Origin of the sequence: Stenotrophomonas ginsengisoli, from assembly GCF_001431485.1 — a bacterium.
Lineage (GTDB): Bacteria > Pseudomonadota > Gammaproteobacteria > Xanthomonadales > Xanthomonadaceae > Stenotrophomonas > Stenotrophomonas ginsengisoli.
The window spans coordinates 118,235-142,362 of sequence record NZ_LDJM01000012.1 but is presented as its reverse complement, the minus strand read 5'-3'; the positions used below and the strand labels follow the sequence as shown (position 1 = coordinate 142,362).

The 24,128-nt window shown below is 68.1% G+C and carries 23 protein-coding genes, 4 tRNA genes and 1 pseudogene; 5 read left to right on the top strand and 23 right to left on the bottom strand.

Annotated elements, in window-relative coordinates; genetic code table 11:
- Positions 1–30: 30 nt before the first annotated feature.
- From ABB30_RS05580 to ABB30_RS05545, 8 genes are all read right to left on the bottom strand, one after another.
- The gene (locus tag ABB30_RS05580) at positions 31–1,236 is read right to left on the bottom strand and encodes an MFS transporter (RefSeq protein WP_057637313.1); all 1,206 of its coding nucleotides are present in this window, start codon (positions 1,234–1,236) and stop codon (positions 31–33) included.
- An 86-nt stretch (positions 1,237–1,322) separates the two neighbouring features.
- Positions 1,323–1,399: transfer RNA gene (locus tag ABB30_RS05575), tRNA-Pro, on the bottom strand.
- Positions 1,400–1,536: 137 nt separating this feature from the next.
- Positions 1,537–1,613 (bottom strand) — tRNA-Pro (locus tag ABB30_RS05570).
- 60 nt (positions 1,614–1,673) lie between these two features.
- Positions 1,674–1,750: transfer RNA gene (locus ABB30_RS05565), tRNA-Pro, on the bottom strand.
- Between the two features lie 128 nt (positions 1,751–1,878).
- Positions 1,879–1,955, bottom strand: a tRNA-Pro gene (locus ABB30_RS05560).
- Positions 1,956–2,008: 53 nt separating this feature from the next.
- On the bottom strand, positions 2,009–2,110 hold the full coding sequence (gene cydX, locus ABB30_RS05555) for a cytochrome bd-I oxidase subunit CydX (RefSeq protein ID WP_057637312.1): 102 nt from the start codon (positions 2,108–2,110) through the stop codon (positions 2,009–2,011).
- 24 nt (positions 2,111–2,134) lie between these two features.
- Positions 2,135–3,280: a cytochrome d ubiquinol oxidase subunit II gene (cydB, locus tag ABB30_RS05550; RefSeq protein ID WP_057637311.1), complete on the bottom strand. Its 1,146-nt coding sequence runs from the start codon at positions 3,278–3,280 to the stop codon at positions 2,135–2,137.
- Positions 3,281–3,296: 16 nt separating this feature from the next.
- Positions 3,297–4,871 carry a cytochrome ubiquinol oxidase subunit I gene (locus tag ABB30_RS05545; protein WP_057637310.1) on the bottom strand — a complete coding sequence of 525 codons (1,575 nt, stop codon included), beginning with the start codon at positions 4,869–4,871 and terminating at the stop codon, positions 3,297–3,299.
- 175 nt (positions 4,872–5,046) lie between these two features.
- Between ABB30_RS05545 and cydD the strand changes: the two genes are divergently transcribed.
- Positions 5,047–6,777, top strand: coding sequence for a thiol reductant ABC exporter subunit CydD (gene cydD / locus ABB30_RS05540; RefSeq protein ID WP_425477378.1), 1,731 nt, complete (start codon positions 5,047–5,049; stop codon positions 6,775–6,777).
- Positions 6,774–8,474, top strand: a complete 1,701-nt coding sequence (gene cydC, locus ABB30_RS05535) for a thiol reductant ABC exporter subunit CydC (RefSeq protein WP_057637308.1) — start codon at positions 6,774–6,776, stop codon at positions 8,472–8,474. The genes cydD and cydC overlap by 4 nt, the downstream gene beginning before the upstream one ends.
- Here the strand turns inward: cydC and ABB30_RS05530 are convergent, their stop codons facing one another.
- From ABB30_RS05530 to ccmA, 12 genes are all read right to left on the bottom strand, one after another.
- Entirely contained in the window at positions 8,475–9,092 is a 618-nt protein-coding gene (locus ABB30_RS05530) for a DUF1294 domain-containing protein (protein ID WP_057637307.1), read from the bottom strand.
- Positions 9,093–9,152: 60 nt separating this feature from the next.
- Positions 9,153–10,022: a DNA ligase gene (locus ABB30_RS05525; protein ID WP_083489707.1), complete on the bottom strand. Its 870-nt coding sequence runs from the start codon at positions 10,020–10,022 to the stop codon at positions 9,153–9,155.
- A gap of 143 nt (positions 10,023–10,165) precedes the next feature.
- Positions 10,166–11,278: a homoserine O-acetyltransferase MetX gene (gene metX / locus ABB30_RS05520; protein ID WP_057637306.1), complete on the bottom strand. Its 1,113-nt coding sequence runs from the start codon at positions 11,276–11,278 to the stop codon at positions 10,166–10,168.
- 63 nt (positions 11,279–11,341) lie between these two features.
- On the bottom strand, positions 11,342–12,352 hold the full coding sequence (locus ABB30_RS05515) for a tetratricopeptide repeat protein (protein WP_057637305.1): 1,011 nt from the start codon (positions 12,350–12,352) through the stop codon (positions 11,342–11,344).
- Positions 12,349–12,783 carry a cytochrome c-type biogenesis protein gene (locus ABB30_RS05510; RefSeq protein WP_425477379.1) on the bottom strand — a complete coding sequence of 145 codons (435 nt, stop codon included), beginning with the start codon at positions 12,781–12,783 and terminating at the stop codon, positions 12,349–12,351. The genes ABB30_RS05515 and ABB30_RS05510 overlap by 4 nt, the downstream gene beginning before the upstream one ends.
- Before the next feature lie 5 nt (positions 12,784–12,788).
- On the bottom strand, positions 12,789–13,418 hold the full coding sequence (locus ABB30_RS05505) for a DsbE family thiol:disulfide interchange protein (protein ID WP_057637303.1): 630 nt from the start codon (positions 13,416–13,418) through the stop codon (positions 12,789–12,791).
- A complete protein-coding gene (locus ABB30_RS05500; RefSeq protein WP_057637302.1) occupies positions 13,415–15,346 on the bottom strand; it encodes a heme lyase CcmF/NrfE family subunit in 1,932 nt (643 codons plus the stop codon). The genes ABB30_RS05505 and ABB30_RS05500 overlap by 4 nt, the downstream gene beginning before the upstream one ends.
- Complete coding sequence (gene ccmE, locus ABB30_RS05495) at positions 15,347–15,814, bottom strand: cytochrome c maturation protein CcmE (protein ID WP_057637301.1); 468 nt, start codon at positions 15,812–15,814, stop codon at positions 15,347–15,349. It lies immediately after the preceding gene.
- Positions 15,811–15,981: a heme exporter protein CcmD gene (gene ccmD / locus ABB30_RS15685; RefSeq protein ID WP_083489706.1), complete on the bottom strand. Its 171-nt coding sequence runs from the start codon at positions 15,979–15,981 to the stop codon at positions 15,811–15,813. Before ccmD ends, ccmE begins: the two co-directional genes overlap by 4 nt.
- Entirely contained in the window at positions 15,978–16,727 is a 750-nt protein-coding gene (ccmC, locus tag ABB30_RS05490; RefSeq protein WP_057637300.1) for a heme ABC transporter permease CcmC, read from the bottom strand. Before ccmC ends, ccmD begins: the two co-directional genes overlap by 4 nt.
- 69 nt (positions 16,728–16,796) lie before the next feature.
- On the bottom strand, positions 16,797–17,492 hold the full coding sequence (gene ccmB, locus ABB30_RS05485; RefSeq protein WP_057637299.1) for a heme exporter protein CcmB: 696 nt from the start codon (positions 17,490–17,492) through the stop codon (positions 16,797–16,799).
- Entirely contained in the window at positions 17,489–18,142 is a 654-nt protein-coding gene (gene ccmA, locus ABB30_RS05480) for a heme ABC exporter ATP-binding protein CcmA (protein ID WP_057637298.1), read from the bottom strand. The genes ccmB and ccmA overlap by 4 nt, the downstream gene beginning before the upstream one ends.
- A gap of 110 nt (positions 18,143–18,252) precedes the next feature.
- Here ccmA and ABB30_RS05475 point away from each other — a divergent pair, with 110 nt between their 5' ends.
- From ABB30_RS05475 to ABB30_RS05465, 3 genes are read left to right on the top strand one after another with little or no spacing between them, the layout of a single operon-like run.
- Positions 18,253–19,401, top strand: coding sequence for a pyridoxal phosphate-dependent aminotransferase (locus tag ABB30_RS05475; RefSeq protein ID WP_057637343.1), 1,149 nt, complete (start codon positions 18,253–18,255; stop codon positions 19,399–19,401).
- A 10-nt stretch (positions 19,402–19,411) separates the two neighbouring features.
- Positions 19,412–20,236 carry an amidohydrolase gene (locus ABB30_RS05470; protein WP_057637297.1) on the top strand — a complete coding sequence of 275 codons (825 nt, stop codon included), beginning with the start codon at positions 19,412–19,414 and terminating at the stop codon, positions 20,234–20,236.
- Positions 20,237–20,248: 12 nt separating this feature from the next.
- Positions 20,249–20,689, top strand: a complete 441-nt coding sequence (locus ABB30_RS05465) for a hypothetical protein (protein WP_161808839.1) — start codon at positions 20,249–20,251, stop codon at positions 20,687–20,689.
- Positions 20,690–20,798: 109 nt separating this feature from the next.
- Here the strand turns inward: ABB30_RS05465 and ABB30_RS05460 are convergent, their stop codons facing one another.
- From ABB30_RS05460 to ABB30_RS05450, 3 genes and pseudogenes are all read right to left on the bottom strand, one after another.
- On the bottom strand, positions 20,799–22,433 hold the full coding sequence (locus tag ABB30_RS05460) for a pseudouridine synthase (RefSeq protein ID WP_057637296.1): 1,635 nt from the start codon (positions 22,431–22,433) through the stop codon (positions 20,799–20,801).
- Positions 22,426–23,169 carry an SMC-Scp complex subunit ScpB gene (gene scpB / locus ABB30_RS05455; protein ID WP_057637295.1) on the bottom strand — a complete coding sequence of 248 codons (744 nt, stop codon included), beginning with the start codon at positions 23,167–23,169 and terminating at the stop codon, positions 22,426–22,428. Before scpB ends, ABB30_RS05460 begins: the two co-directional genes overlap by 8 nt.
- 5 nt (positions 23,170–23,174) lie before the next feature.
- Positions 23,175–24,026, bottom strand: a pseudogene (locus ABB30_RS05450) (segregation and condensation protein A); the annotation flags it as partial.
- Positions 24,027–24,128 lie beyond the last annotated feature (102 nt).

Sequence of the window (24,128 nt, the reverse complement as noted above, 5' to 3'; positions counted from 1 at the left end):
TGTTTTACCACCCGTATCGCTGCTGGTTGTTCAAGACTGCCATTGGTCTTCCAGTTGCTGTGGCCGGCAGGCATGCCAGCCGGCCAGCAGGATGCAGGTGCTGGCCACCGCGAGCAGGGCAAACGGCGCGCCCCAGCTGCCGGTGGCCTGGAAGAGCAGGCCGAACAGCAAGGGGCCGAGGCAGGCCAGGGCATAGCCGGTGCCCTGCATGAAGCCGGACAGCGCGGCCGAGCCGGCCGGGCTGCGGGTGCGCAGGTTGATCAGGGTCAGGCTCAACGGGAAGGTGCTCGGGCCCAGGCCCATCAGCACTGCCCACAGGATCGGCGCCTTCATCGGCGCCAGCCACAGGCCGGCAAAGGCGGCCAGGCACAGCAGCCAGCAGGCCGCGACCAGGATGAAAGGGTTGCGCAGGCGGCTGGCAATGGCCGGTACCGCCAACGAGGCGATCAGGCCCATGGCCGAGAACACCGCCACCACCACCCCGCCAAAGGCGGCGTCGGCGCCGGCCTCGGTCATCAGCCGCGGCAGCCAGGTGAACATGGCATAGGAAATCAGCGAGGTCATGCCGAACATCAAGGTCATCGACCAGCCCAGCGGGGTGCGCCAGACCTTGCCGGGCCTGGCCATCGTGGTGGTTGACGCGCTGGCCTGGCCCGGAGCGGCCTGGCGCTGCAGCAGCCACAGCGGCAGCACGGCAGCGGCGGCCAGCAACGACCAGATGCCCAGCGAGACGCGCCAGCCGGCGGCGTCGGCCAGCGGTACCGCGGCCAGGGCCGGGCCCATGGTGCCCAGCTGCAGGGTGGTCAGGTACAAGGCGCTGACCGCGCCGATGCGCTGCGGGAAATAGGTCTTCACCAATGGCGGAATCACCACATTGCCGCAGCCCATGCCGGCCAGGGCCAGCAGCGAACCGAGCAGCAGCATCGTGGTGGAGCCGGCCCCGGCGCGCAGCAGCAGGCCCGCGCAGCTGATGGCCATGGCCAGCAGGGCGGTACGCTCGGCGCCGAGGCGGCCGATCAGGCGTGGGGTCAGCACGCCGGCCACGGCAAAGGCCGCGGTGGGCAGCATGCCGAACACCCCGGTCATGCCGGTGCCAAAGCCGAACTGCTCGCCCAGCCGGGCCAGCAACGGGGTGATCGAGGTGACGGCGGTACGCAGGTTGACCGCGGTGAGCACGATGGCGGCCAGGGCCAGCCAGTGGCCGTGGTGGGTAAGCGGGCGGGGGCTGCCGGGCATGACGTTCCTTGTAGACGGCTGCACAGGGCAGGGCCGCAGTGTAAGCCGGCAAACGCAAAAAACCGGCCAGAAGGCCGGTTTCTTGATGGTCGGGGAGACAGGATTCGAACCTGCGACCTCTACGTCCCGAACGTAGCGCTCTACCAGACTGAGCTACACCCCGAATAAGCTGCAAATTATAGGCTTGCAGGGCCTGTGTGGCAAGTACGGCAGCCGTTGTCGGGCTTGCCGAATCTGCCTGTTCAGTGTCTCCGCCGCGAGGCGTTGGCTGAACAAAAAACCGACCAGCGGCCGGTGTGATGGTCGGGGAGACAGGATTCGAACCTGCGACCTCTACGTCCCGAACGTAGCGCTCTACCAGACTGAGCTACACCCCGAAGGTGTGCCTCCACAAGGGAAGCGATGCGTGATTGCCATGACGATCCTGACCAGCAGGATGGTCGGGGAGACAGGATTCGAACCTGCGACCTCTACGTCCCGAACGTAGCGCTCTACCAGACTGAGCTACACCCCGAAGTTGGCATTCCCGCAAGGGAATTGTTGCAATCCTTGGCAGGCTTCGGACCTGACACGGACATCGGTTGGAAAACCGACCTTTCCACAAAAAAGCCCGGGAGATACAGCTTCCCAGGCTCTCTTGGATGGTCGGGGAGACAGGATTCGAACCTGCGACCTCTACGTCCCGAACGTAGCGCTCTACCAGACTGAGCTACACCCCGAAGGAGCTGCAAATGATACGTGGCAAATTCACTTGCAGCAAGCCTTTTTCACATCATTTTTCGGTTTGTGCGCTGCGCGCTTCAAACCACATGCCGTTGAGGATGGCGACCGTGCAGGCCAGGCCGGCACCGAGGATCCAGGCGAAATACCACATGTTGTTTCTCCTTGTTGATGCCGATCAGTAGGCGTTGGGGTTGTCGCCCATTTCATCGCTGGTGACCTTGCCCTTGAGGACGCGGTAGACCCAGGTGGTGTAGGCGATGATGATCGGCAGGAAGATGATCGTGCACAGCAGCATGATCCACAGGGTCAGGTGGCTGGAGGAGGCATCCCACACCGTCAGGCTGGAGTCCGGCGAGATCGAGGACGGCAGCAGGAACGGGAAGATGGCAAAGCCCACCGTCAGGATGATGCCGGCAATACCGGCGCCGGAGGCGATGAAGGCCTTGCCGCCGGCACGGGCACGCAGGAACAGTGCACTGAGCAGCATGCCGACAAAGCCCAGTACCGGAGCGGCGATGGTGGCCGGCATCTCACGGTAGTTGGCCATCCAGCCGCCACCGATTTGCGCCGACTTCAGCAGCGGGTTGGACGGGCCATCAACGCCGGCGCTCATGGTGATCTGGTAACCCGGCAGGCCGAAGGCCACCCAGGCACCGGCCACGGCGAACAGGGCCACGGTGACCAGGGCTGCGACCGAACCGATGCGCGCTGCGCGCTCAGCCACCGGGCCGTCCAGCTTGATCACCAGCATGGCCGCGCCATGGGCGATCAGCATGGCCACCGAGACCAGGCCGGCGACCAGGGCAAACGGGGTCAGCAGGCCGATCAGATGGCCGTGGTAGCTGATGCGGGCGGTGTCATCGATCTGGAACGGCACGCCCAGCAGCACGTTGCCCACCGCCACACCCATGATCAGGGCGGGGATGAAGCCGCCGACGAACAGGGCGCGGTCCCAGTTGTTGCGCCAGGTCTGCGAGGGCATCTTGCCGCGGTACTTGAAGCCGACCGGGCGCAGGATCAGGGCGAACAGGATCAGGAACATGGCCAGGTAGAAGCCGGAGAAGCTCACCGCGTACAGCGGCGGCCAGGCAGCGAAGATCGCACCGCCACCGAGCACCAGCCACACCTGGTTGCCTTCCCACACCGGGCCGATGGTGTTGAGCACCAGGCGGCGCTCCTCATCGGTCTTGGCCACGAACGGGAGCAGGGTGCCCACGCCGAGGTCGAAACCGTCCATCACCGCAAAACCGATCAGCAGGATGCCGAGCAGCAGCCACCAGATCACGCGCAGCGTCTGGTAATCAAGAAAAATGAAGTCCATGGTCGTTATCTCCTGCTCAGGACTTGCTGGCAGCGTTGGCGGGGACGTTCATGCTGGCCTGCAGGGCCGGCAGAACCTGTTCCGGACCCTTGCCGATGGCTTTGAGCATCAGCTTGATCTCGATGACCATCAGCACCGTGTAGATCAGCACGAAGCCGATCAGCGAGGCCAGGATTTCATACAGGGCCAGGCCCGAGGCAGCGTAGAAGGTCGGCAGCACACCATCCACGGCCCACGGCTGACGGCCGTACTCGGCGATGAACCAGCCACATTCGATGGCAATCCACGGCAGAGGCAGCGAGAACAGGGCGATCTTGAGGAAGGTGGTCTTGGACTCGAAGCTGTCCTTGCACGAGTACCAGAAGGCCAGGGCGAAGAAGCCGATCAGGTAGAAGCCGATGGCCACCATGATGCGGAAGGTCCAGAACAGCGGGCCGACCATCGGCACGGTGTCCACCGCGGCCTGGGCAATTTGTTCGACCGTGGCGTTTTCGATGTCATCGCGGTAACGCTTCAGCAGCAGAGCGTGGCCCAGATCCTGCCAATGGCGGTCGAACACGGCACGGGCTTCGGCATCGTCCTTGTTGGCCTTGATGCGTTCCAGGGCGGCGTAGGCGATCTGGCCGGTCTGGATGCGTTCTTCGGCGCGGGCCACCAGTTCCAGGATGCCCGGGATCTGCGTGTCCAGCGAACGGGTGCCGATCAGGCCCATCACATACGGGATGTGCACGGCGTAATCGTTGCGCTGTTCGGCCTGGTTGGGGATGCCGAAGGCGGTGAAGGCGGCCGGGGCCTCTTCGGTCTGCCACATGCCTTCGATCGCGGCCAGCTTCATCTTCTGGTTTTCCGCAGCGGCGTAGCCGGATTCATCACCCAGCACGGCCACCGAGATCGAGGCCAGCAGGCCGAAGGCCGCGGCCACGGCGAAGGAACGACGGGCCATCTCGCGGTGCTTGCCGCGCAGCAGGTAGAAGGCGGAGATCGACATCACGAACATCGCGCCAGTCACATAGCCAGCCGACACGGTGTGCACGAACTTGGCCTGGGCCACCGGGTTGAGCAGCACGGCGGCAAAATCCACCACTTCCATGCGCATGGTGTCCGGGTTGAACACCGCACCGACCGGGTACTGCATCCAGCCGTTGGCGATCAGGATCCACAGCGCCGACAGGTTGGTGCCCAGGGCCATCAACCAGGTCACGGTCAGGTGCTGCACCTTGGACAGGCGGTTCCAGCCGAAGAAGAACAGGCCGATGAAGGTGGCTTCCAGGAAGAAGGCCATCAGGCCCTCGATGGCCAGCGGCGCACCGAAGATGTCGCCCACGTAATGGCTGTAGTAGGACCAGTTCATGCCGAACTGGAACTCCATCACGATGCCGGTACCCACGCCCATGGCGAAGTTGATACCGAACAGCACGCCCCAGAACAGGGTCATCCGGCGCCAGACCTCCTTGCCGGTCATGACGTAGACGCTCTCCATGATCGCGATCATGAAGGAGAGCCCCAGCGTGAGGGGGACGAAGAGGAAGTGGTACATGGCGGTCAGCGCAAATTGCAACCGCGACAGTTCCACGACGGTTTGGTCGATCATGGCTGTGCTACCTCGTAGGGCATGGCAACGTTGTTGGGTGGGGGGAACGGTACGGCTGCACATTAGCGAACTGTTAAACCGGTCACCTTGATCTGGATCAAGGTTACCCCAAGGCCATTGGGTCACCGTGCAGACCCCGGGGCGATTACACTTCCGAGCCCTGTAATGCGCTTATTTGTCCACTGTGTCCAGTTCCAGCGTTGACAATCCTTCCCCGCAACAGCGCAAGGCGCGCCAGCAATGGCTCGATGCGCTGGCCGCACCTGCGCGCACCCAGCAACGCCTGGCGGCGGCCCTGGCCTGCCTGTCCGGGATCGGCCTGATTGCCCAGGCCGGTGCCATTGCCTGGTTGATCCAGCAGGTGCTGGTGGAAGGTGCCGGGCTGCAGGCGTGCTGGCCGGTATTGCTGGCCCTGGCGGCGATCCTGGCCCTGCGTGCGTTGCTGTCCACCGCGGCCACGGCGGCGGCCGGGCGGGTCGCCGATGCGGCCAAGCTGGGCCTGCGCCAGCGCATCTACCGCAGCCTGCAGGGCAACGGCCCGTTGTGGTTGCGCGGCCAGCGCAGTGGTGAGCTGGGTGAGCTGATGCTGGCCCATGGCGATGCAGTGGAAGGCTATTTCAGCGGCTTCCAGCCGGTGCGCAGCGAGATGGTGGTGGTGCCGCTGGCCATTGCCGTGGCCGTGGCCAGCGTGAACTGGGTGGTGGCCTTGATTCTGCTGTTCACCGGGCCGCTGGTGCCGGTGTTCATGATGCTGGTGGGCTGGGGCGCCGAAGCGGCCAGCCGTGGTCAACTCAGCGAAATGGCGCGGCTGGGGGGGCATTTTGCCGACCGCATCAAGGGCCTGGGCCTGTTGCGGGTGTATGGCCGTGGCCAGGCCGAGCTGGAGCGGGTGGGGCAGGCCTCCGAACAGCTGCGCGAGCGCTCGATGCGGGTGCTTCGCATCGCCTTCCTGTCCTCCACCACGCTGGAATTCTTCGCCTCGGTCAGTGTGGCCATGGTCGCGCTGTATTTCGGCCTGAGCTATCTGGGCCTGATGGAGCTGGGCCCGGGCCTGCCCAGCTTGGGGATAGGCATGTTCTGCCTGCTGCTGGCCCCGGAGTTCTATGCGCCGCTGCGCAAGCTGGCCGCGCATTACCACGACCGTGCCAATGCACTGGCGGCGGTGGCCGAGATCGAGCGCCTGCTCGGCAGCCTGCCGGCCGCCGATGCCGGCAATGCCCCGGCCGAAGCCGTTGGCCCGGTGCTGGCCCAGACCGAGTTCGGTATGGCCGCCGCACTGGATGCCCAGCAACTGAGCCTGCGCCCGCTGGGGGCGCCGGCCGATGTGGTCAGTGATTTTTCCCTGCAGCTGCAGCCCGGCGAGCGGGTCGCCCTGGTCGGGCCCAGCGGCAGTGGCAAGAGCACCGTGCTCGAAGCACTGGCTGGTTGGCTGCCGCCGCGCCAGGGCCGGCTGCAGTGGGCACCGGGCCTGCGCGTGGTGCATGCCAGCCAGCGCCCCTACCTGTTCCACGGCAGCATTGCCGACAACCTGCGCCTGGGTGAGCCCACTGCCAGTGCAGCGCGTCTGCAACAGGCAGCCCGTGCCGGCCAGGTGATGCGTTTTGCTGCCCAGCTGCCGCAAGGCCTGGATACCCTGGTCGGCGAGCGCGGGCTGGGGCTGTCCGGCGGCGAGGCGCGCCGGGTCGGCCTGGCCCGGGCCCTGCTGATGGAGGCTGATGTGCTGCTGCTCGATGAACCCACCGCTTTCCTCGATGCCGAGACCGAGGCCGACCTGCTGCAGGCGCTGAACGTGCATGCGCGTGGCCGCAGCGTGGTGGTGGCCACCCACAGCCCGGCCGTGATGGCCTGGGCCGACCGGGTGATCACCCTGCCGGCGCGGCCGCAGCAGCGGGAGGACCAGGCATGAGCCAGCAGGACATCAACCGTTGGCAGGGCCAGCCGCTGTCCGCTGTGTTTGCCGCCCATCGTGCGCGCCTGCTGGGTGCGGTCGTGCTGTTCAGTGTGACCATGGTGGCCGGCACCGCCTTGCTTGGCCTGTCCGGTGGCTTCCTCACTGCCTCGGCTTTGGCCGGCCTGGCCGGGCTGGGCGCCACCTTCAATTTCTTCAGCCCCTCGGCCGGGATCCGGGCGCTGACCATGGCCCGTATCGTCAGCCGCTACTTTGAAAAGCTGCTCGGCCACGATGCCACCCTGCGCATCGCCCGCGACCTGCGGGTGTGGTTCTTCGCCCGCGCCCTGCCGCTGGCCCCGGGCAAGCTGGGCAATACCCGCACCGGTGAGCTGCTGGCCCGCCTGATGGGCGACATCGGCGAGGTGGATGGCCTGTTCGTGCGGGCCATCGGCCCATTGCTGGCGATGGGCGTGGTCAGTGTTGCCGCCTTGCTGGCCGCAGTGCTGGTGTATCCGCCGGCCGCCGCCCTGCTGGCGCTGATGGCGCTGCTGATCGGCACGGCGATTCCGTTGCTGGCGGTGCGTGGTGGCAAGGCGGGGGAAACCGAGCGCGCGCAGCGTCGGGCCAGCCTGCGCACCCTGGCCTTCGAGGGTCTGGAAGGGGCGGCTGACCTGCTCGCCCAGCAGGCCCAGGGGCGCTGGATCGTGCAGGTGGACGAAGCCGCGCGCAAGGTCGCCGCCAGTGACCGCCGCCGCCGTCGCCGCCTGCTCAGCGCACAGTTGCTGCACGGCCTGTGTGCCGGTGCCGGGCTGGTGGCGATGCTGGCCCTGGCCCTGCATGGCCATGCCAGTGCCGGTCTGGCACCGGCGCTGGCGGCCAGCCTGGTGTTCATGACCGTGGCCTTGCTCGAGTTGTGGGCCGGTGCCGGCCTGGCCTGGCAGGCGCTGGTGGCCGGGCGGGTATCGGCCGGCCGCCTGCAGGCCATCGTCGAACAGGCACCTGCCGTGGCCGAGCCGGCCACTGCAACGGTGCTGGCCAATGCCGGCCAGGCCGCTACGCTGCGCCTGCACGACATCGTCTTTTCCTGGCCGGGGCAGCAGCGTCGGGTGTTGGACGGGCTGGACCTGGACATCGCGCCCGGGCAGCGGGTGGCCATTGGCGGGGACAGCGGCAGCGGCAAGAGCACGCTGTCGCTGCTGATCCTGCGCCAGGCCGATCCGCAGGCCGGCCAGATCCAGTTCAATGGCCAGGACATCGCCAGCCTGTCGCTGGCCCAATGGCACCAGCAACTGGCCTGGATGCCGCAGGGCGCACCGATCTTCGCCGGCACCCTGGCCGAAAACCTGCGCCTGGGCGATGCCGGGGCCAGTGACGCGCAGCTGTGGCAGGTGCTGCAGCGTGTGCGTCTGGATGGCTGGGCGCAGGACAACGGTGGCCTGGAAACCTGGGTCGGCGAGAACGGGGCGACCCTGTCCGGCGGCCAGGCCCGTCGCCTGGCCCTGGCCCGCGCCCTGTTGCGGCCCGGTCCGCTGGTGCTGCTGGACGAGCCCACCGAAGGACTGGATGTGGACACCGCGCATGCCTTGCTGCTGGATTTGCCCGCCGCACTGGCCGGGCGCAGCCTGCTGATGATCAGCCACGACGTGCTGCCGCCCGGCGTGGTGGATGTGCAGTACCGGCTGCGCGAAGGCCGCCTGCAGCCGCTGGGCTGATCAACCGGGCGCGAAGCGCTGCAGCAGCGCCGGCCCGGCCAGTACGGCCAGTACGTTGACCACCACACAGACCCAGAACTGGGCCTGGAAGCGGAATTTGGCCGTCTTGTGGCGGAACTGGCCCTGGGCGATCAGGGCCCCCGGCCAGCCGCCGAGCAGACCGAGCAACTGCAAGGTGGCCTCGGGGGTGCGGCGCTGGTCTTGTTGCGCGGCGCGTTTGTCCAGGCCATAGGCCGCCCAGGTCAGGGCGCTCAAGGCCAGGGCGGCGCCGACCAGCCACCACGGCAGCAGGGACAGGGCGCCAACCGAGACCTGGGCGCTGAGCACGAACAAGCCGATCAGGATCCGCCAGGCCTGGCTGCCCTTGCCCGGTTGCCCCTTGTGCACGCTGTTGCGCGGGCGCGCGGTGCTGCGCGCCGGTTTGACCGCCTCGGCGGTGGGCCGGCCCTTGGGGTTGGTCTTGACCTGGTAGGTGAGCTGGTCGCCATTGGCCGGCCGGCTGCCGCGCCCTTGCCAGGCGCTGATGTGCATCCAGGCACGCTCGCCGCCGCCATTGGGGATGATGTAGCCAAAACCGCGTTTGTCGTCCCAGTCACTCAGGCGTCCTTGCAGGCGCATCGTTGTCGTCCATCCAGGGCAGGGCGGTCATTGAAACAGATTGGCCGGCCGTTGCCAGCCTCACTGGCCGCTGGCTGGCGGTTCGTCATCGCGCACCCGTACAAAGCGCGGGAAACGTGGCAGGCCACGGCTGGTGCGTTCGGTATAGCGGTAGGTGATGCGGCTGCCGATGGCCGGCGGTGCGCGGCGTTGGGCATCGCTCAGGCCACTGCCCACGGCAAAGACCCGGCCCTGGGCATCGCGCACCTGCAGCGCCCCGGTGTGGCCGGCATGCCGGCCGCGCCCGGGCAGATGGGCGATCACGCTGGCCTCGGCATCGTGCCAGGGCTTGATCTTGTACAGCAGGGCACTGCGCCCCGGCACATAACGGGCATGGAGGTGATGGGCAATCAGGCCCTCGCCGCCGTCTGCCAGGACCTGCCCCAGCCAGCGCTGCAGGGCGGCGTGGTCAGCGAGCCGGCGTTGCTGCACCAGGCGCAGATGCGGCGCTGGCCGCGCCAGCAAGGTCTGCAGGGCGGCGTGGCGCTGGGCAAAATCGCCAGCATGGGCGGGCAGGTCGAAGACATGCAGGTGTACCTGGCGCCAACGCGGATCGGCGGGGTTGCGGGCGCGCACCAGGGTGCTGGTCAACTCGAACTGGCCGCGGCCGATCCACAGTTCGCCGTCCAGCGGCTGCACCGGCCAGCCGGCAGTGAAGCCGGGCGGAACCGCAATCGGGTTGCCATTGCGGGTGCTCAGGCGCTGGCCGTCCCAGCGGGCGCGCACGCCGTCGAGTTTTTCGCTGAACAGATAAGCGCCCGGGTCCGGCGCTGGCTGCGGCCAGGGGCTGGCCAGCATCGGTGCGGGGAGGGCCACGCTCATGCCGGTCGCAGCCAGCACCGGTGGCCAGAGCAGGGCAGTCAACAACACGGACAACAGGCAGGTACGCATGGCCGCAGCCTTGGGCGGTGGAACTGCCAGCTTGGCCGCGGCCCTGACGGTGGCGCTGTCAGGGATTGCCGGCCTGGCAGATGCGCCAGCGCCGCTGGCCGCTGTCTGTGTGCAGTGGCCGGCGGTGTGGCGGAGCCGTCGCGTTACAGGCTGTCGAGGAAGGCGCGGATCGGCGGGCAGAAACGCTCGAAATCGACCAGGAAGGCGTCATGGCCCTGTGGCGAATCCAGACCAACGAACTGTGCATCGCAGCCACCGGCGGCCAGGCCCTGGGCGATCTGCTCCTGCTGCTGCACCGGGAACAGGATGTCGGTGTTGGCACCGATGGCCAGGGCCTTGTCCAGCGACAGCGCGGCCAGTGCCGCATCCACGTTGCCGCCGGCATATTCGCCCAGGTCGAACCAGTCCATGGCCCGGCCCAGGTAGAGGTAGCAGTTGGGGTCGAAGCGGCGCACGAAGCGGCGGGCGTGGCCTTCCAGATAGCTTTCCACCTGGAATTCCATGCCGAACGGGTCATCGTCACCGGCTTCCGAATCCAGCCGCACGCGGCCGAAGCGGCCATCCCATTCCAGCGCCGAGCGGTAGGTGATCACCCCCAGCTTGCGGGCGATGCGCATGCCCGCTTCCGGGTACAGCGCATCGTCGTAATCGCCGTTGTTCCAGGCCGGATCCAGACGGATGGCCTCGCGTTGCAACGAGCGGATGGCAATGGAGAACGGCAGGGCCTGGGCCGAACCGGAAATGTTGATGTGGCTGCGGCTGATGCCGGGGTGGCGCTGCAGCACCGCCAGCGCGGTCATGCCGCCCATCGAGTTGCCGATCAGGCAGGCCAGTTGGTCGACGCCCAACCCGCGCACCGCGTCCACGGCGGCATCGGCGATGTCCTCGATGGACAGCGCCGGGAAGTCCAGCCGCCAGGGCTTGCCGCTGAGCGGGTTGATCGAGGCCGGGCCGGTGGAGCCCTTGCAGCTGCCCAGCGAGTTGACGCAGACCACGAACCAGCGGTCGGTGTCGATGGCCTTGCCCGGGCCGAGCATCTTTTCCCACCAGCCGGGGTCGGGGTTGCCCGGGTGGCTGGCGGCATGGGCGTCGGGCGAGAGCCCGGTGACGATCAGGATCGCATTGCTGGCAGCGGTGTCCAGCGTGCCCCAGGTTTCATAGGCCACGCGTGCGCCGTGCAGCTGGCCACCGCGCTTGAGCGGCAGTGGCGAGGGCAGCGCATGGAACCGGCTGCCGGGCGGGATGAATTCGGTCATGGCGGTATTTTACCCGGGGCCGGCATGCTGATCGTCGGCAGATCGGCCCACACAGTGTGCTGTTTACGGCTGCAAATGCAGGCGCAGCGGCGTGCTGCTGCCGACCTCGATGCTGCTTGCCGCCGTTTCGATGTCGCCCTCGCTGCGGCTGGCCGAGCCGGACACGGCGATGCGCGCGCTCACCCGCACCTGGGTGTGGCTGGACAGTGGCTGGCCGGGCATCACGCTGTTGCCGTCATCCAGGTGCACCGTCAGCGGCAGCTGCTCCAGGCGCAGGCGCAGGGCGGCCACCGGCATCGGGCTGCCGGCCAGATCGCGCACCTGTACGAACACCGGGGTATCGGCGGGCAGACGCGCGGCCAGGGCCGGGTCCACGCTCAGGCTGACTTTGACCTGGGCCGCAACCTCATTGGCGGGCGCGGCCTGGTCGGCCTGCAGTGGTGGCAGCCCGGCCTGGGCACGGGCGATGTCGATCTGCTCGCGCACGCTGCCGGCGGTGCTGCCATCAAGCAGGGCCAGCAGCTGCTGCCAGGTCTGCGCGGCGGCGGCCGGCTGCCCGCGCTGGCGCTGGGCAATGCCGATCAGCCACAGCGCCCGCTGTGCCTGTGGATCCAGGCGTCGGGCCTGCTCCAGCCAGGCCAGGCCGGTGTCATCGATGTGCCGCTGCGGGTCGGCATCGGCGCGCGCCTGGGCGGCCTCGACCAGCAGGGCCGGCTCGTCCGGGGCCTGGGTCAGGGCCTGCTGCCAGGCCGCTTCGGCCGCCGTTGTGTTGCCGAGCAGGGCTTCGGCACGGGCCAGCAGGATCCAACCTTCGGTCTGGCTCGGGTCGGCCTGCAGGGCCTGGCGCAGTTGCGCGGCATTGCTGGCCAGGTCCTGCGCGGCGCTCTGCGCCGGGCTGCCGGCCTGCACTGCGGCCGGGGTGCCGAGCAGGGCATACAGGCCCGCGCACGCCAGGGCCAGCACGCCGGCCAGCAGGCCGCTGCTGGCATAGCGCTGCTGACGCCACAGCGGCAGGGCAATCAACAGGCCGGACAGCGCGCCGGTGAGGGCGGCCAGGAGCAGGGCAAGGCTCACCAGTCATCTCCGTGGGAGGGGGTGGTAGGGCCGTGGTCCAACAGGGCCTGGCGACGGCGCACCAAGGGCACGGCCACGCCGGCAGCCAGCAACAGCAGGCCGGCCGGAATCAGCCACAGGGCGATGGTGCTGGCGTTGACGGCCGGCTTGTACAGCACGAACTGGCCATAGCGCTGGACCAGCCACTGGCGGATCTGCGCATCCGATTGCCCCTGCTGCATCAGGCTCAGCACCTGGCGGCGCATGTCCTGGGCGATCAGCGCATCGGAGTCGGCCAGCGACTGGTTCTGGCACTGCACGCAACGCAGCTGCGCGGTCAGGGTGTGGAAGCGGGCTTCCTCGGCGGCATCGGCGAAGGCCAGCGGCGCGGCCGCCAGGGCCATGCCCGTCATGCCCAGCAGCAGGGCGGTGGCGAGGAGGTGCCGGCGCAGGCCGGTCATGGCTGGACGCTGGCCGGGGCGGGGGCCGGGGTGTGGCCGGCGGCGACCGGGTCGGCATTGCCGTAGGTGGCCAGCAGCGGGCGCAGCTGCTGCTCGATCACCGCATCGGTCAGCGCACCGCTGTGCTTCCAGCGCACGATGCCTTCGGCATCGATCAGGAAGGTCTCCGGGGCGGCGGTGATGCCCCAGTCCAGCGCGATGTTGCCTTCGTAATCGGTGAGCACCACGAAATACGGGTTGCCCAGGCGTTCCAGCCAGGCCTTGGCATCGGCCGGCTCGTCCTTCCAGTTGTAGCCGACCACGCGCACGCTGCGCTGCAGGGCAAAGCGGCTGAGTACGGCATGTTCGGCCGCGCAGGCCGGGCACCAGCTGCCCCAGACATTGAGCACATAAGGCGCGCCGGCCAGCTCGCTGCTGCTGACGCTGATGGCCGGATCGTGCAGCACCGGCAGGCTGAAGGCCGGGGCCGGCTGGCCGATCAACGGCGAGGGCAGGGCATCGCGTTGGCTGTCGCCACTGCGCATCACCCCGAACAGCATCAGCCCGATCAGGCCGAGGAAGAACAGCACGCCGATGACGATGGCCACCGGCGGAATGGGTTTGCGGGTATCGGGGGAGGGGGTCATTGTGCAGTCTCCTTGCGCCGGCGCAGGCGCCCGGCAGTAGCAGTGAACAGCGCGCCAAGTGCCATCAGGATGGCACCGGACCAGATCCAGCGCACCATGGGTTTGTAGTGCAGGCGCAGCGCCCAGGCGCCATCGCCGAGCGGCTCGCCCAGGGCGGTGTAGAGGTCACCGTGCCAGCGCCGGGCAATGCCGGCCTCGGTCATCAGTTGGCCGCGCAGGTACAGGCGGCGCTCCGGATGCAGGCTGCCCTGGCTCTGGCCATCGCGCTGCAGCAGCACGGTGGCGCGCTGCGCCTGGTAGTTCGGGCCCTGGAAGGGCGTCACCTCGACCAGGGTCAGGCGGTAACCGCCCAGCTCGGCGTGTTGGCCCGGACGCAGGGCCAGTTCGCGTTGGACGTTGAGCGCCTCCACCAGCAGGGCGCCGACCAGGAATACGGCAATGCCCGCATGGCCCAGCCACATGCCGATGGTTTCGGCATCCGGGCGGCCATTGCCACGCAGGCGCTGGATGATGTGCACGGAGGTACCGCCGGCCACCCACAGCGCGGCGATGATGCCGGCGGCAGTCTTCAGCCGGCCCTGCGGGGCCAGCCAGAACGCCAGGGCGCCGGCCACCAGGGCCAGCACCGCCCACGGCAGCAGCAGGCGCAGGGCGCCGCTGCCACGCTGGCGCTGCCAGGCGGTGAGCGGGCCGAACGGGACCAGCAGCACCAGTGGCGTCATCAACACTACAAACAGGCTGCCGAAATACGGCGGGCCGACCGAGATCTTGCCCAGGCCCAGGGCATCGGCCAGCAGCGGGTACAGGGTGCCGAGCAGGACCATCGCCGCAGCCGCGGTGAGCAGCAGGTTGTTGGCCAGCAGCAGGGTCTCGCGCGAGTTGGCGGCAAAACCGCGCCGCGCATCGGTTGGGTCGGGAGTGATGCGCGGTGCGCGCAGGGCGTACAGCAGCAGGGCGCCGCCCATCACCAGGGCCAGGAAGGCGAGGATGAACATGCCGCGCGAGGGGTCGGCGGCAAACGAGTGCACGCTGGTCAGCACGCCCGAGCGCACCAGGAAGGCGCCGAGCAGGGACAGCGAGAAGGCGGCAATGGCCAGCAGCAGGGTCCAGCGCACGAACACGCCGCGCTTTTCGCTCACCGCCTGGCTGTGCAGCAGGGCCGCACCGACCAGCCACGGCAGGAAGCTGGCGTTCTCCACCGGGTCCCAGAACCACCAGCCGCCCCAGCCCAGTTCGTAATACGCCCACCAGCTGCCCAGGGCGATGCCGGCGGTGAGGAAGGCCCAGGCCACATTGGTCCATGGACGGCTGGCGCGCAGCCAGGTGCTGTCGACCCGGCCTTCGAGCAGGGCGGCGATGGCAAAGGCGAACGGCACCGAGAAGCCGACGTAGCCCACGTACAGCATCGGCGGGTGGAAGATCAGCCCCGGGTCCTGCAGCAGCGGGTTGAGGTCATGGCCATCGGCCACGGCCGGCAGCAAGCGCTCGAACGGGTTGGAGGTGAACACACAGAAGGCGGCAAAACCCAGCCCGACCAGGCCGAGCACACCCAGCACCCGGGCCTGGAAGGCAGCCGGCAGCTGGCTGCTGCGCCAGGCCACCGCCGCGCTCCAGCAGGCCTGGACCAGCAGCCACAGCAGCAGCGACCCCTCATGTGCACCCCATACCGCACTCAGGCGATAGACCAGCGGCAGGGCCAGGTTGGCGTTGTCGGCCACATAGCGCAGGGAAAAATCCAGCTGCACGAAGGCGGCTGTAAGCACGCCGAAGGCGGCGGCGACCAGCAGCAGGTGCACAAAGGCGGCGCTGCGCCCGATCTGCATCAAGGCGTGGTTGCCGCGCGCCGCGCCGAGCAGGGGCAGGCTGGCCTGCACGGCCACCGCCAGCAAGGCGGCAATCAGCAGCAGTTGACCGATCTCACCCAGCACTCAGGGCGTCTCCTGGGTGCTTGGGCCATCGATGACCTCGTGCTTGCGATGGGCCTGGCCCATCTTGTCGGCCACTTCCTTGGGCATGTAGGTCTCGTCATGCCGGGCCAGCACGTCATCAGCGACGAACACCCCGTCGGCCATGCGCCCGGTGGCGATCACCGCCTGGCCTTCGCGGAACAGGTCCGGCAGCAGGCGGTCGTAGTGCACGGTCAGCAGGGCATCGCCATCGCTGACATCAAAGCGCGCGCTCAGGCTGCCGCTCTCGCGCACGAAGCTGTCCTTGGCCACCATGCCGCCGAGGCGGAAACGCTGCTGCGCCGTGGTCTGCCCGGCCAGCACTTCGGACGGGGTGTACAGGTAGGTCAGGTTGCGCTGCAGGGCCAGGGTCAGCAGGCCGATGGCCACGGCAGCGGCCACGGCAATCAGGGCGATCCAGCCCAGGCGACGGCGACGGGTCGGGTTCATCGTTCCAGCTCCGTCGGCAGCGTGGGGCGGGCGCTGCGCCGGGCTGGTGGCCGCTGGCGGGCCTGGCGCAGGGCGCGGCGTACGGCCAGCAGACCGGCCAGCCAGTCGGCCAGCAGGACCAACGCAAACACAGCGTAGGCGGCAATCACATAACCCAGGTAGCTCATTGCTGGCCTCCGGCGCGCTCGCGCACCCAGTCACGCCCGGTCTCGCGGGCCAGGTTGTCGGCACGCGCGCGCATCAGCAGCGAACCGGCAAACACGAACTTGGTGGCAATCACGATCCACCACAGTGGCGGCAGCATCGCCGCATCCATCTTGCTGGTGCCGAACACCGAAATGGTCTGGCCCTGGTGCAGGGTGTCCCACCACACCACCGAATAGCGGATCACCGGCAGCAGGGCGACGCCGACGATGGCCAGCAGGCCGGCGGCACGGGCGGCGTTGCGGCGGTCATCGATGGCCCGGTACAGGGCGATCACGCCCAGGTACAGCAGCAGCAGGATCAATTCGGTGGTCAGGCGCGGGTCCCAGTCCCACCAGGTGCCCCACATCGGCTTGCCCCAGATCGAACCGGTGAGCAGGGTGATCAGGGTGAAGGCCGCACCGATCGGGGCGCAGGCCATGGCCAGGATCTCGCACAGCTTGATCCGCCAGACATGGGCAATGGCCGCGTACAGGGCCATCAGGGCAAACACCAGCAGGCTCATCCAGGCACTGGGCACATGGATGTAGAGGATGCGGAAGCTGTCGCCCTGCTGGTAATCGGCCGGCACCACGAACAGGGCCTGCCAGATGCCGATGCCCAGCAGGGGCAGGGCGATGAGCCAGCACAGCGGTGCCCAACGGGCGGCGAAGCGGTCAAAACTCGGCGGTGAACCCAATTGGTGGAACCAGCGCAGCAGGGGATTCATCAGGGTTGGATGCTCATCGTTGGCTTGCTTGTCGGCGTGCTCGTGCGTTGAAACTCACTGCCAGGGCGCTCATTCCAGGCTGATGCGCAAGGCGGCGGCGGTGGCCAGCGGTGCCAGCACCAGGCCGCCGACCAGCATCGCTGCCAGCATCAGCAGGGCGCCACCGGTATCGCTGCCGTTGCCGGCCGCCACCAATACCCCGGCGCCGAACACCAGCACTGGAACGTACAACGGCAGCGACAACAGCGCCACCAGGATGCCGGCCCGACCCAGACGCACGGTCAGCGCGGCCACCACGCCACCGATCAGGCTCAGCAACGGGGTCCCCAGTGCCAACGATGCCAGCAACAGGCCGATGCGGTCATGCGGCAGATGCAGCATGAGGGCCAGCAGCGGGGACAGCAGCAGCAAGGGCAGGCAGGTCACCAGCCAGTGCCCTGCCACCCGTACCAGGCACAGCCAGGCCAGTGGCACCGGTGCCAGCAGCCACTGCTCCAGGCTGCCGTCCTCGGCATCGGCGCGGAACAGGCCTTCGATGGACAGCTGCCCGGACAGCAGCACCGCCAGCCACAGTACCGCGCCGGCAACACCGGCCAGGGCCTGTGGTTCACGGCCTTGGGCCAGGGCAAACAGGGTCACCACCAGCAGGGCAAACAGCATCGGCTGGAGCGCATCGCTGCGCCGGCGCCAGGCCAGGCGCAGGTCACGCAGCAACAGGGCCTGCGCCGCCTGCAGGGGCGTGGGGCGGATGTCGGCCGGGCTCATGCGTGCTCTCCGTCGACCACCGCCATGTCGCTGTCCAGCGCGAGCAGCTGGTGCGGCAGGCGGCAACGGTTGAAATCACCGTGGCAGGTCAGCATCGCCGCGCCACCGCTGCGCAGGTGGGCGGCCAGCATGCGGTCGACCAGGTCCATGCCTTCGCCATCCAGGTTGGCGTAAGGCTCGTCCAGCAGCCACACCGGTGCCGGCGACAGCCACAAACGGGCCAGGGCCAGACGCCGGCGCTGGCCGGCACTGAGGCGGCCGGCGGCCACGTCCTCGTAGCCGGCAAGGCCGACGATGCCCAGCGCCCCGTGCGGGGTCTGGCGGGCGCGGCGGCCGAGCAGGCCGCAGGCGGCCTGCAGGTTGTGCAGGCAGCCCAGTTCGGCCTTGATCGCGCCCAGGTGGCCGAGGTAGGCCACATAGCGGCTGCGCGCATCATTGCTGGCCGGCTGCCCATCAAACTGCAGCTGGCCGCTGCTGGCCCGGGCCAGGCCGGCCAGTACCCGCAGCAGGCTGGTCTTGCCGGCGCCATTGCTGCCGCTGGCCTGGATCAGGCCGCCGGCAGTGAGGGAAAAACTCAGCGGCCCGAACACCGTCTGCCCCTGGCGTTGGAAACACAGGGCATCGGCAGCCAGCAACGGGGTCAGGTTCAAGGCGGCAGTGGCGCAGGAAAAGGTGGCTGATTGTAGCCTGCCGTTGGCGGTGTGCCAGCGGCGGTTGTGATTGCGTACACTGCCAGCCTTTGTCGATTTTGGAGCCGGCCATGCAGCCGCAGACCAAGCTGCCCAAGGTGGGCACCACCATCTTTACCGTGATGTCGCAACTGGCCGCCGAGCACAAGGCGGTCAATCTGGGCCAGGGTTTCCCGGACTTCCCGGCCCCGCAGCGTCTGCTCGATGCCACCGCCGCGGCAATGGCCGCCGGCCACAACCAGTACGCGCCGATGCAGGGTGCGGCCATCCTGCGCCAGGCCATCGCGGCCAAGGCCGCCGAGTGCTACGACGCGGTGGTGGATGCGGAAACCGAAATCACCGTGACCAGTGGCGGCACCGAGGCCATCTTCAATGCGATCCATGCGGTGGTGCGCCCGGGCGAGGAAGTGATCGTGCTCGACCCTGCCTATGACTGCTACGTGCCGGCCATCGACCTGGCCGGTGCGCGCTCGGTGCATGTGGCCCTGGACCCGGTGGATTTCTCGGTGCCGTGGGATGCGGTGCGTGCGGCAATCACCCCGGCCACCCGGATGATCATCGTCAACACCCCGCACAACCCGTCCGGGGCAATGATGAGTGCGGCCGACATGCAGACGCTGTCGGACATCCTGGACGGCACCGACATCTACCTGCTGGCCGATGAGGTCTACGAGCACATCATCTATGACGGGGCCCGGCATGAATCGGCCCTGCGCTGGCCGGCCCTGCGCGAACGCGCCTTCGTGGTGTCCAGCTTCGGCAAGACCTACCACTGCACCGGCTGGAAGCTGGGCTATGCGATTGCCCCGCCGGCGCTGACCGCCGAGTTCCGCAAGGTCCACCAGTACAACACCTTCACCAGCTTCGGCCCGGCCCAGTACGGGTTTGCGGCGATGATCAATGACGAGCCGGAGCATCACCGGCAACTCGGGGCGTTCTACCAGGCCAAGCGTGATGCCTTCCGCGCCAAGCTGGCGCAGACCCGCTTCAAGCCGCTGGCTGTGCCGGGCGGTTATTTCCAGCTGGCCGACTACTCGGCCATCAGCGACATGAACGACATGGACTTCTGCCGCTGGTTGACCGTGGAGAAGGGCGTGACCGCCATTCCGCTGTCGCCGCTGTATGCCAACCCGCCGGCCGGCCAGCGCCTGATCCGCCTGTGCTTTGCCAAGAGCGATGCCACCGTGGATGCGGCGATGCAACGCCTGCGTGCGCTGTAAGGAGCCTGCAATGAGCCAACCGCAACACGACCTGCGCATCTCCCTGGTCCAGGGCGATACCCGCTGGCATGACCCGGCCGGCAACCGTGAGCACTACGCGGCGCTGATCGCGCCGCTGGCCGGGCGCACCGATGTGGTGATCCTGCCGGAAACCTTCACCAGCGGCTTTTCCAACGAGGCCGGTGACGGCGCCGAAGGCATGGACGGGCCGTCGGTGGCCTGGATGCGGCAGCAGGCCGCGGCCCTGGATGCGGTGCTCACCGGCTCGCTGCAGCTGCGCGTGGACGGCAAGGTGTTCAACCGCCTGCTCTGGGTCTACCCGGATGGGCGCATCGCCCATTACGACAAGCGTCACCTGTTCCGTTACGGCGGCGAGCACGAGCGCTATGCCGCCGGCGGCACCCGCCTGAGCGTGGAGTGGAAGGGCTGGCGGATCAATCCGCAGGTCTGCTACGACCTGCGCTTCCCGGTGTTTTGCCGCAACCGTTACAACGTCGAGCGTGCCGATGCGCTGGACTTTGACCTGCAGATCTTCGTGGCCAACTGGCCGCAGCAGCGCGCCTACGCCTGGAACACCCTGGCCCGTGCACGGGCGATCGAAAACCTGTGCTACGTGGCCGTGGTCAACCGCGTCGGCACCGATGGCAACAAGCTCAGCTATGCCGGCGACAGTGCGCTGATCGACTTCCTCGGCCAGCCGCAGCTGTCCCTGCACGGTACTGAACAGGTCGCCACCAGCACGATCAGCGCGGCCGCACTGGCCGCGCACCGGGCACGTTTTCCGGCCATGCTGGATGCCGATCCGTTCACTGTGGACGGTATGGACGCGCTTTGAAGGAGAACTGACATGCGCAACACGCATGCGATGTACCTGTCGGCGGTGTTGATGGCCGCAGCCTTCGCGGCACCGGCACAGGCCGCCGGCAATGTGGACTGCGAGCTGCACTACCAGTTGTCGGGCTGGTCGGCGTTCTACAAGACGGCCAGCGGCAGTGGCACGGTCAGTTGCGATGACGGCAGCCGCTTTGGCGTGAGCATCCAGGCCAAGGGCGGCGGGCTGACCTTCGGCCGCACCCGTATTACCGATGGCCGCGGCCGTTTCAGCGGTGCCACCTCGGCCTCGGCCATCACCGGTACCTATGCCGCCGCCGAAGCCCATGCCGGTGCCGGCCGTGCCGGCAATGCCCAGGTGCTGACCAAGGGCAATGTGTCGCTGGCCCTGGCCGGATCGGGCGAGGGCTGGAGCCTGGGGGTGGGGTTTGGCAAGTTCGTGCTGACCCGCAACTGATCTGGCTGGAGTCTGCTGCACGCTGCGCCCGGCGCTGGCAGATACAAAAAACGCCCCGCAATGCGGGGCGTTTTTTTGTCAGCGCGTCATGCAGTCAGCGCTGGCTGGCTCAGAAGCCGCCGCGCGGGCCGCGGTTGCCGCCACCCGGGCCGCGACCGCCGCCACCCGGACGACCCGGACCACGGTTGCCACCCGGACGGTCACCGCCCGGACGCGGGCCACGGTTGCCGGCCGGGCGGTCATTGCCGCCACGGGCCGGACGGGCCGCGCCGTACGGGCTGTAACCCGGGTTGGCATGGTCGGACGGGAAGCTCGGGGCATTGCCCGGATGGCCGTACGGGTGACGCGGCGCGGCCGGCCGGCCTTCGCCGCCACCACGCGACTCACCGTAGGCCGGCTTGCCACCGGCGTAACCGCCCGGCTTGCCGCCACGGTTGCCACCCGGCTTGCCGGCGCCGCCCGGACCACGTGCGCCCGGGCCACCCGGACCGCGTGCACCCGGACCACCCGGGCCACGGGCACCTGGACCACGACCAGTACCCGGGCCGGCGTTGCGGTGGCCGCTCGGGCCGGTGCTCACGCCGTCCGGCACATACCAGGAGCGGAACGCGGCCGGGTTGCCTTCCGGCAGGGCACGGTCATTGCGCGGGGCGCGGGCCTTGAGCGGCTTGTTGATCTGCTTGGCAGCGGCATCACCGGTGACGGTCAGGCCACCCTTGAAGCCGCCCGGCTTGCCGCCGCGGCCACGACCACGATCTTCGCGCGGGTTGTCGAAGCGGCGCAGTTCACGGCCTTCGTCGGCGGTGGTGTTGCCGTTGATGTAGGCATTGCGCGGCTGGCCATCGCGGCCCACACGGACCGGGGCCTTCAGGGCGCGACGCTGGCCGATCACCGGCTGCAGGGTCAACGCCGGGGTGGCGCCGTCTTCCAGCTTCAGTTCCTTGCGCAGGGCGTCGACCTGGGCCGAAGCCAGTTCGCTGCTCTGGCCACGGGCCAGTTCGCGCGGCAGGGTGATCTTGCCGTAGCGGGCGCGCTTCAGGCGCGAGACCTGGCAGCCCTGGGATTCCCACAGGCGGCGCACTTCGCGGTTGCGGCCTTCCTTGACCACGACGCGGAACCAGTCGTGGGAGTCGGTGCCGCCGATGCGCTCGATCTCGTCGAACTTGGCCGGGCCGTCTTCCAGGGCCACGCCACGGGCGAGACGGTCAACGATGTTGTCCGGCACCTTCTCTTCGCCTTCCGGGGCGCGCACGCGCACCACGTACTCGCGCTCGACCTCGAAGGACGGGTGCATCATGGCGTTGGCCAGTTCACCGTCGGTGGTCAGCAGCAGCAGGCCGGTGGTGTTGATGTCCAGGCGGCCGATGCTGATCCAGCGCGCGCCCTTGAGCGGCGGCAGCGCTTCGAACACGGTCGGACGGCCTTCCGGATCCTCGCGGGTGGTCACTTCGCCTTCCGGCTTGTTGTAGACCAGCACGCGGGCCGGTTCGGTCAGGGCGCTGGCCACGAACTGGCGGCCGTCCAGCTCGACCTTGTCGCCGCTGCGGATGGACTGGCCGGTCTTGGCCACTTCGCCGTTGACCTTGACCAGGCCGTCGGCAATGCGCTGTTCCAGCGCGCGGCGCGAGCCCAGCCCGGCCTGGGCCAGAACCTTGTGCAGGCGTTCTTCGGTCTTGCTGGCATCGCCGGCTTCGCGGTTGAGCGAAAGCTTGTTCAACGACATCTTGGTTTTGGTGTCACTCATCTATTTGGCTCCGGCCGACCTGTATGGGGTGGCCTTCTGATTCGGAATCGGTTTGATCAACCGCCACGGACGTCATCTCGACGGCGTTGAATGGATTGGGGTCTTGCTCTGCCGCACGGGTTCCCGGCGCAGCCTCGGGTGCCTGCTGGACAGGCGTTGTTCGGGGGTAAAGCGGTGACGCATCTGCCTCGGCCAGGGCCTGGGCACTTTGTTGCAGGGTCTGCAGCGCTGGCAGTTGCTCCAGTGCCCTCAGGCCGAAATGGTCCAGGAACGCCTTGGTCGTTCCCAGCAGGGCGGGGCGTCCGGCAATCTCGCGATGGCCGACCACTTCCACCCAGCCACGCTCTTCCAGGGTCTGGATGATCTGGCTGGACACGGCCACGCCGCGTATCTGCTCGATCTCGCCGCGGGTGATTGGTTGCCGGTAGGCAATCAAGGCCAGCGTTTCCAGGGTGGCCCGCGAATAGCGCGTGCGTCGTTCGTTGAACAGCTTGGCCACCCACGGATGGAAGGCCGGTTTGACCTGGTAGCGCCAGCCACTGGCCACTTCCACCAGGTCCACGCCGCCATCGGCGCAGCTTTTCTGCAGCTCCTGCAGTGCCTGCTGCAGCTGCTGCCGGCTGACCGGCTCTTGATCGCCGAACAGCTCCAGCAACTGGCGCAGTGACAGCGGCTGCGGTGCGGCCATGATGGCTGCCTGGACAATGCTGCGCAGCTGCTCCGGGGCCATCGACATGCTCAGTGCAGCCTGCCGGCGGCAGACACGTCAATCGGGCCCAGTGGCACGGGCTGATTGATTTCCAGCAGCTGTTCCTTGGCCAGTTCCAGCACTGCCAGCAGGGTCACCAGAATGCCCTGGCGGCCTTCGGCAGGATCGAACAGGGCCACAAAGTCATGTACCTGGCCGTCGCCGATGGTGGCCAGTACCTGGCTCATGCGCTGGCGCACGCTCAGGGCCTCGCGGCTGACCAGGTGGCTGGACTGCAGCTGCGCCCGTTGCATGACCTGCTGCAGGGCCTGCAGCATCTGGGCCAGCTCCACCTGTGGCGGTGCCTGCACCAGTTCGCCCAGTGCCGCATCGGCATGGGCCAGGTCGGTGTCGCGTTCGAGCCGGGGCAGCGCATCCAGATCGCCCGCTGCCTGACGGTAGCGTTCGTATTCCTGCAGCCGGCGCACCAGCTCGGCACGCGGATCATCGTTGAAGGTGTCCTGGCCGTCGAAGGGTTCATCACCCGGCGGCGGGGGCAGCAACATCTGCGATTTGATCTGCGCCAGCATCGCGCCCATGACCAGGTAATCGGCGGCCAGGCCCAGGCGCAGTTGCTGCATCAGATCGATGTAATGCATGTATTGACGGGTGATCTCGGCCACCGGGATGTCCATCACATCCAGGTTCTGGCGCCGGATCAGGTACAGCAGCAGGTCCAGCGGCCCCTCGAACGCCTCCAGGATGACTTCCAGTGCATCCGGCGGGATGTACAGGTCACTGGGCAGTTGCAGCAGCGGCTGACCATGCAGCATCGCCAATGGCGGCTGCTGCCCGGATTCGGGCAGGTGGTGCAGGTTCGCGTCAGGCGCGGCTTGGGCTGTCATCAGTTCCAGATACGGAGGCTGCGCCCCTGGTTCGCGGCGCTGGCAGGCAGCGTTGCGACGTCGGGTACACACGGTTTGCACCGCCGTTGCGGTGCCGCCACA

What these genes read in the sequence shown, in the direction of transcription:
- ABB30_RS05580 (WP_057637313.1), bottom strand. Translation starts at nt 1,236, where the DNA reads ATGCCCGGCAGCCCCCGCCCGCTTACCCACCACGGCCACTGGCTGGCC.
- cydX (WP_057637312.1), bottom strand. Translation starts at nt 2,110, where the DNA reads ATGTGGTATTTCGCCTGGATCCTCGGTGCCGGCCTGGCCTGCACGGTC.
- cydB (WP_057637311.1), bottom strand. Translation starts at nt 3,280, where the DNA reads ATGGACTTCATTTTTCTTGATTACCAGACGCTGCGCGTGATCTGGTGG.
- ABB30_RS05545 (WP_057637310.1), bottom strand. Translation starts at nt 4,871, where the DNA reads ATGATCGACCAAACCGTCGTGGAACTGTCGCGGTTGCAATTTGCGCTG.
- cydC (WP_057637308.1), top strand. Translation starts at nt 6,774, where the DNA reads ATGAGCCAGCAGGACATCAACCGTTGGCAGGGCCAGCCGCTGTCCGCT.
- ABB30_RS05530 (WP_057637307.1), bottom strand. Translation starts at nt 9,092, where the DNA reads ATGCGCCTGCAAGGACGCCTGAGTGACTGGGACGACAAACGCGGTTTT.
- ABB30_RS05525 (WP_083489707.1), bottom strand. Translation starts at nt 10,022, where the DNA reads ATGCGTACCTGCCTGTTGTCCGTGTTGTTGACTGCCCTGCTCTGGCCA.
- metX (WP_057637306.1), bottom strand. Translation starts at nt 11,278, where the DNA reads ATGACCGAATTCATCCCGCCCGGCAGCCGGTTCCATGCGCTGCCCTCG.
- ABB30_RS05505 (WP_057637303.1), bottom strand. Translation starts at nt 13,418, where the DNA reads ATGACCCCCTCCCCCGATACCCGCAAACCCATTCCGCCGGTGGCCATC.
- ccmE (WP_057637301.1), bottom strand. Translation starts at nt 15,814, where the DNA reads ATGAACCCGACCCGTCGCCGTCGCCTGGGCTGGATCGCCCTGATTGCC.
- ccmD (WP_083489706.1), bottom strand. Translation starts at nt 15,981, where the DNA reads ATGAGCTACCTGGGTTATGTGATTGCCGCCTACGCTGTGTTTGCGTTG.
- ccmC (WP_057637300.1), bottom strand. Translation starts at nt 16,727, where the DNA reads ATGAATCCCCTGCTGCGCTGGTTCCACCAATTGGGTTCACCGCCGAGT.
- ccmB (WP_057637299.1), bottom strand. Translation starts at nt 17,492, where the DNA reads ATGAGCCCGGCCGACATCCGCCCCACGCCCCTGCAGGCGGCGCAGGCC.
- ABB30_RS05475 (WP_057637343.1), top strand. Translation starts at nt 18,253, where the DNA reads ATGCAGCCGCAGACCAAGCTGCCCAAGGTGGGCACCACCATCTTTACC.
- ABB30_RS05470 (WP_057637297.1), top strand. Translation starts at nt 19,412, where the DNA reads ATGAGCCAACCGCAACACGACCTGCGCATCTCCCTGGTCCAGGGCGAT.
- ABB30_RS05465 (WP_161808839.1), top strand. Translation starts at nt 20,249, where the DNA reads ATGCGCAACACGCATGCGATGTACCTGTCGGCGGTGTTGATGGCCGCA.
- ABB30_RS05460 (WP_057637296.1), bottom strand. Translation starts at nt 22,433, where the DNA reads ATGAGTGACACCAAAACCAAGATGTCGTTGAACAAGCTTTCGCTCAAC.
- scpB (WP_057637295.1), bottom strand. Translation starts at nt 23,169, where the DNA reads ATGTCGATGGCCCCGGAGCAGCTGCGCAGCATTGTCCAGGCAGCCATC.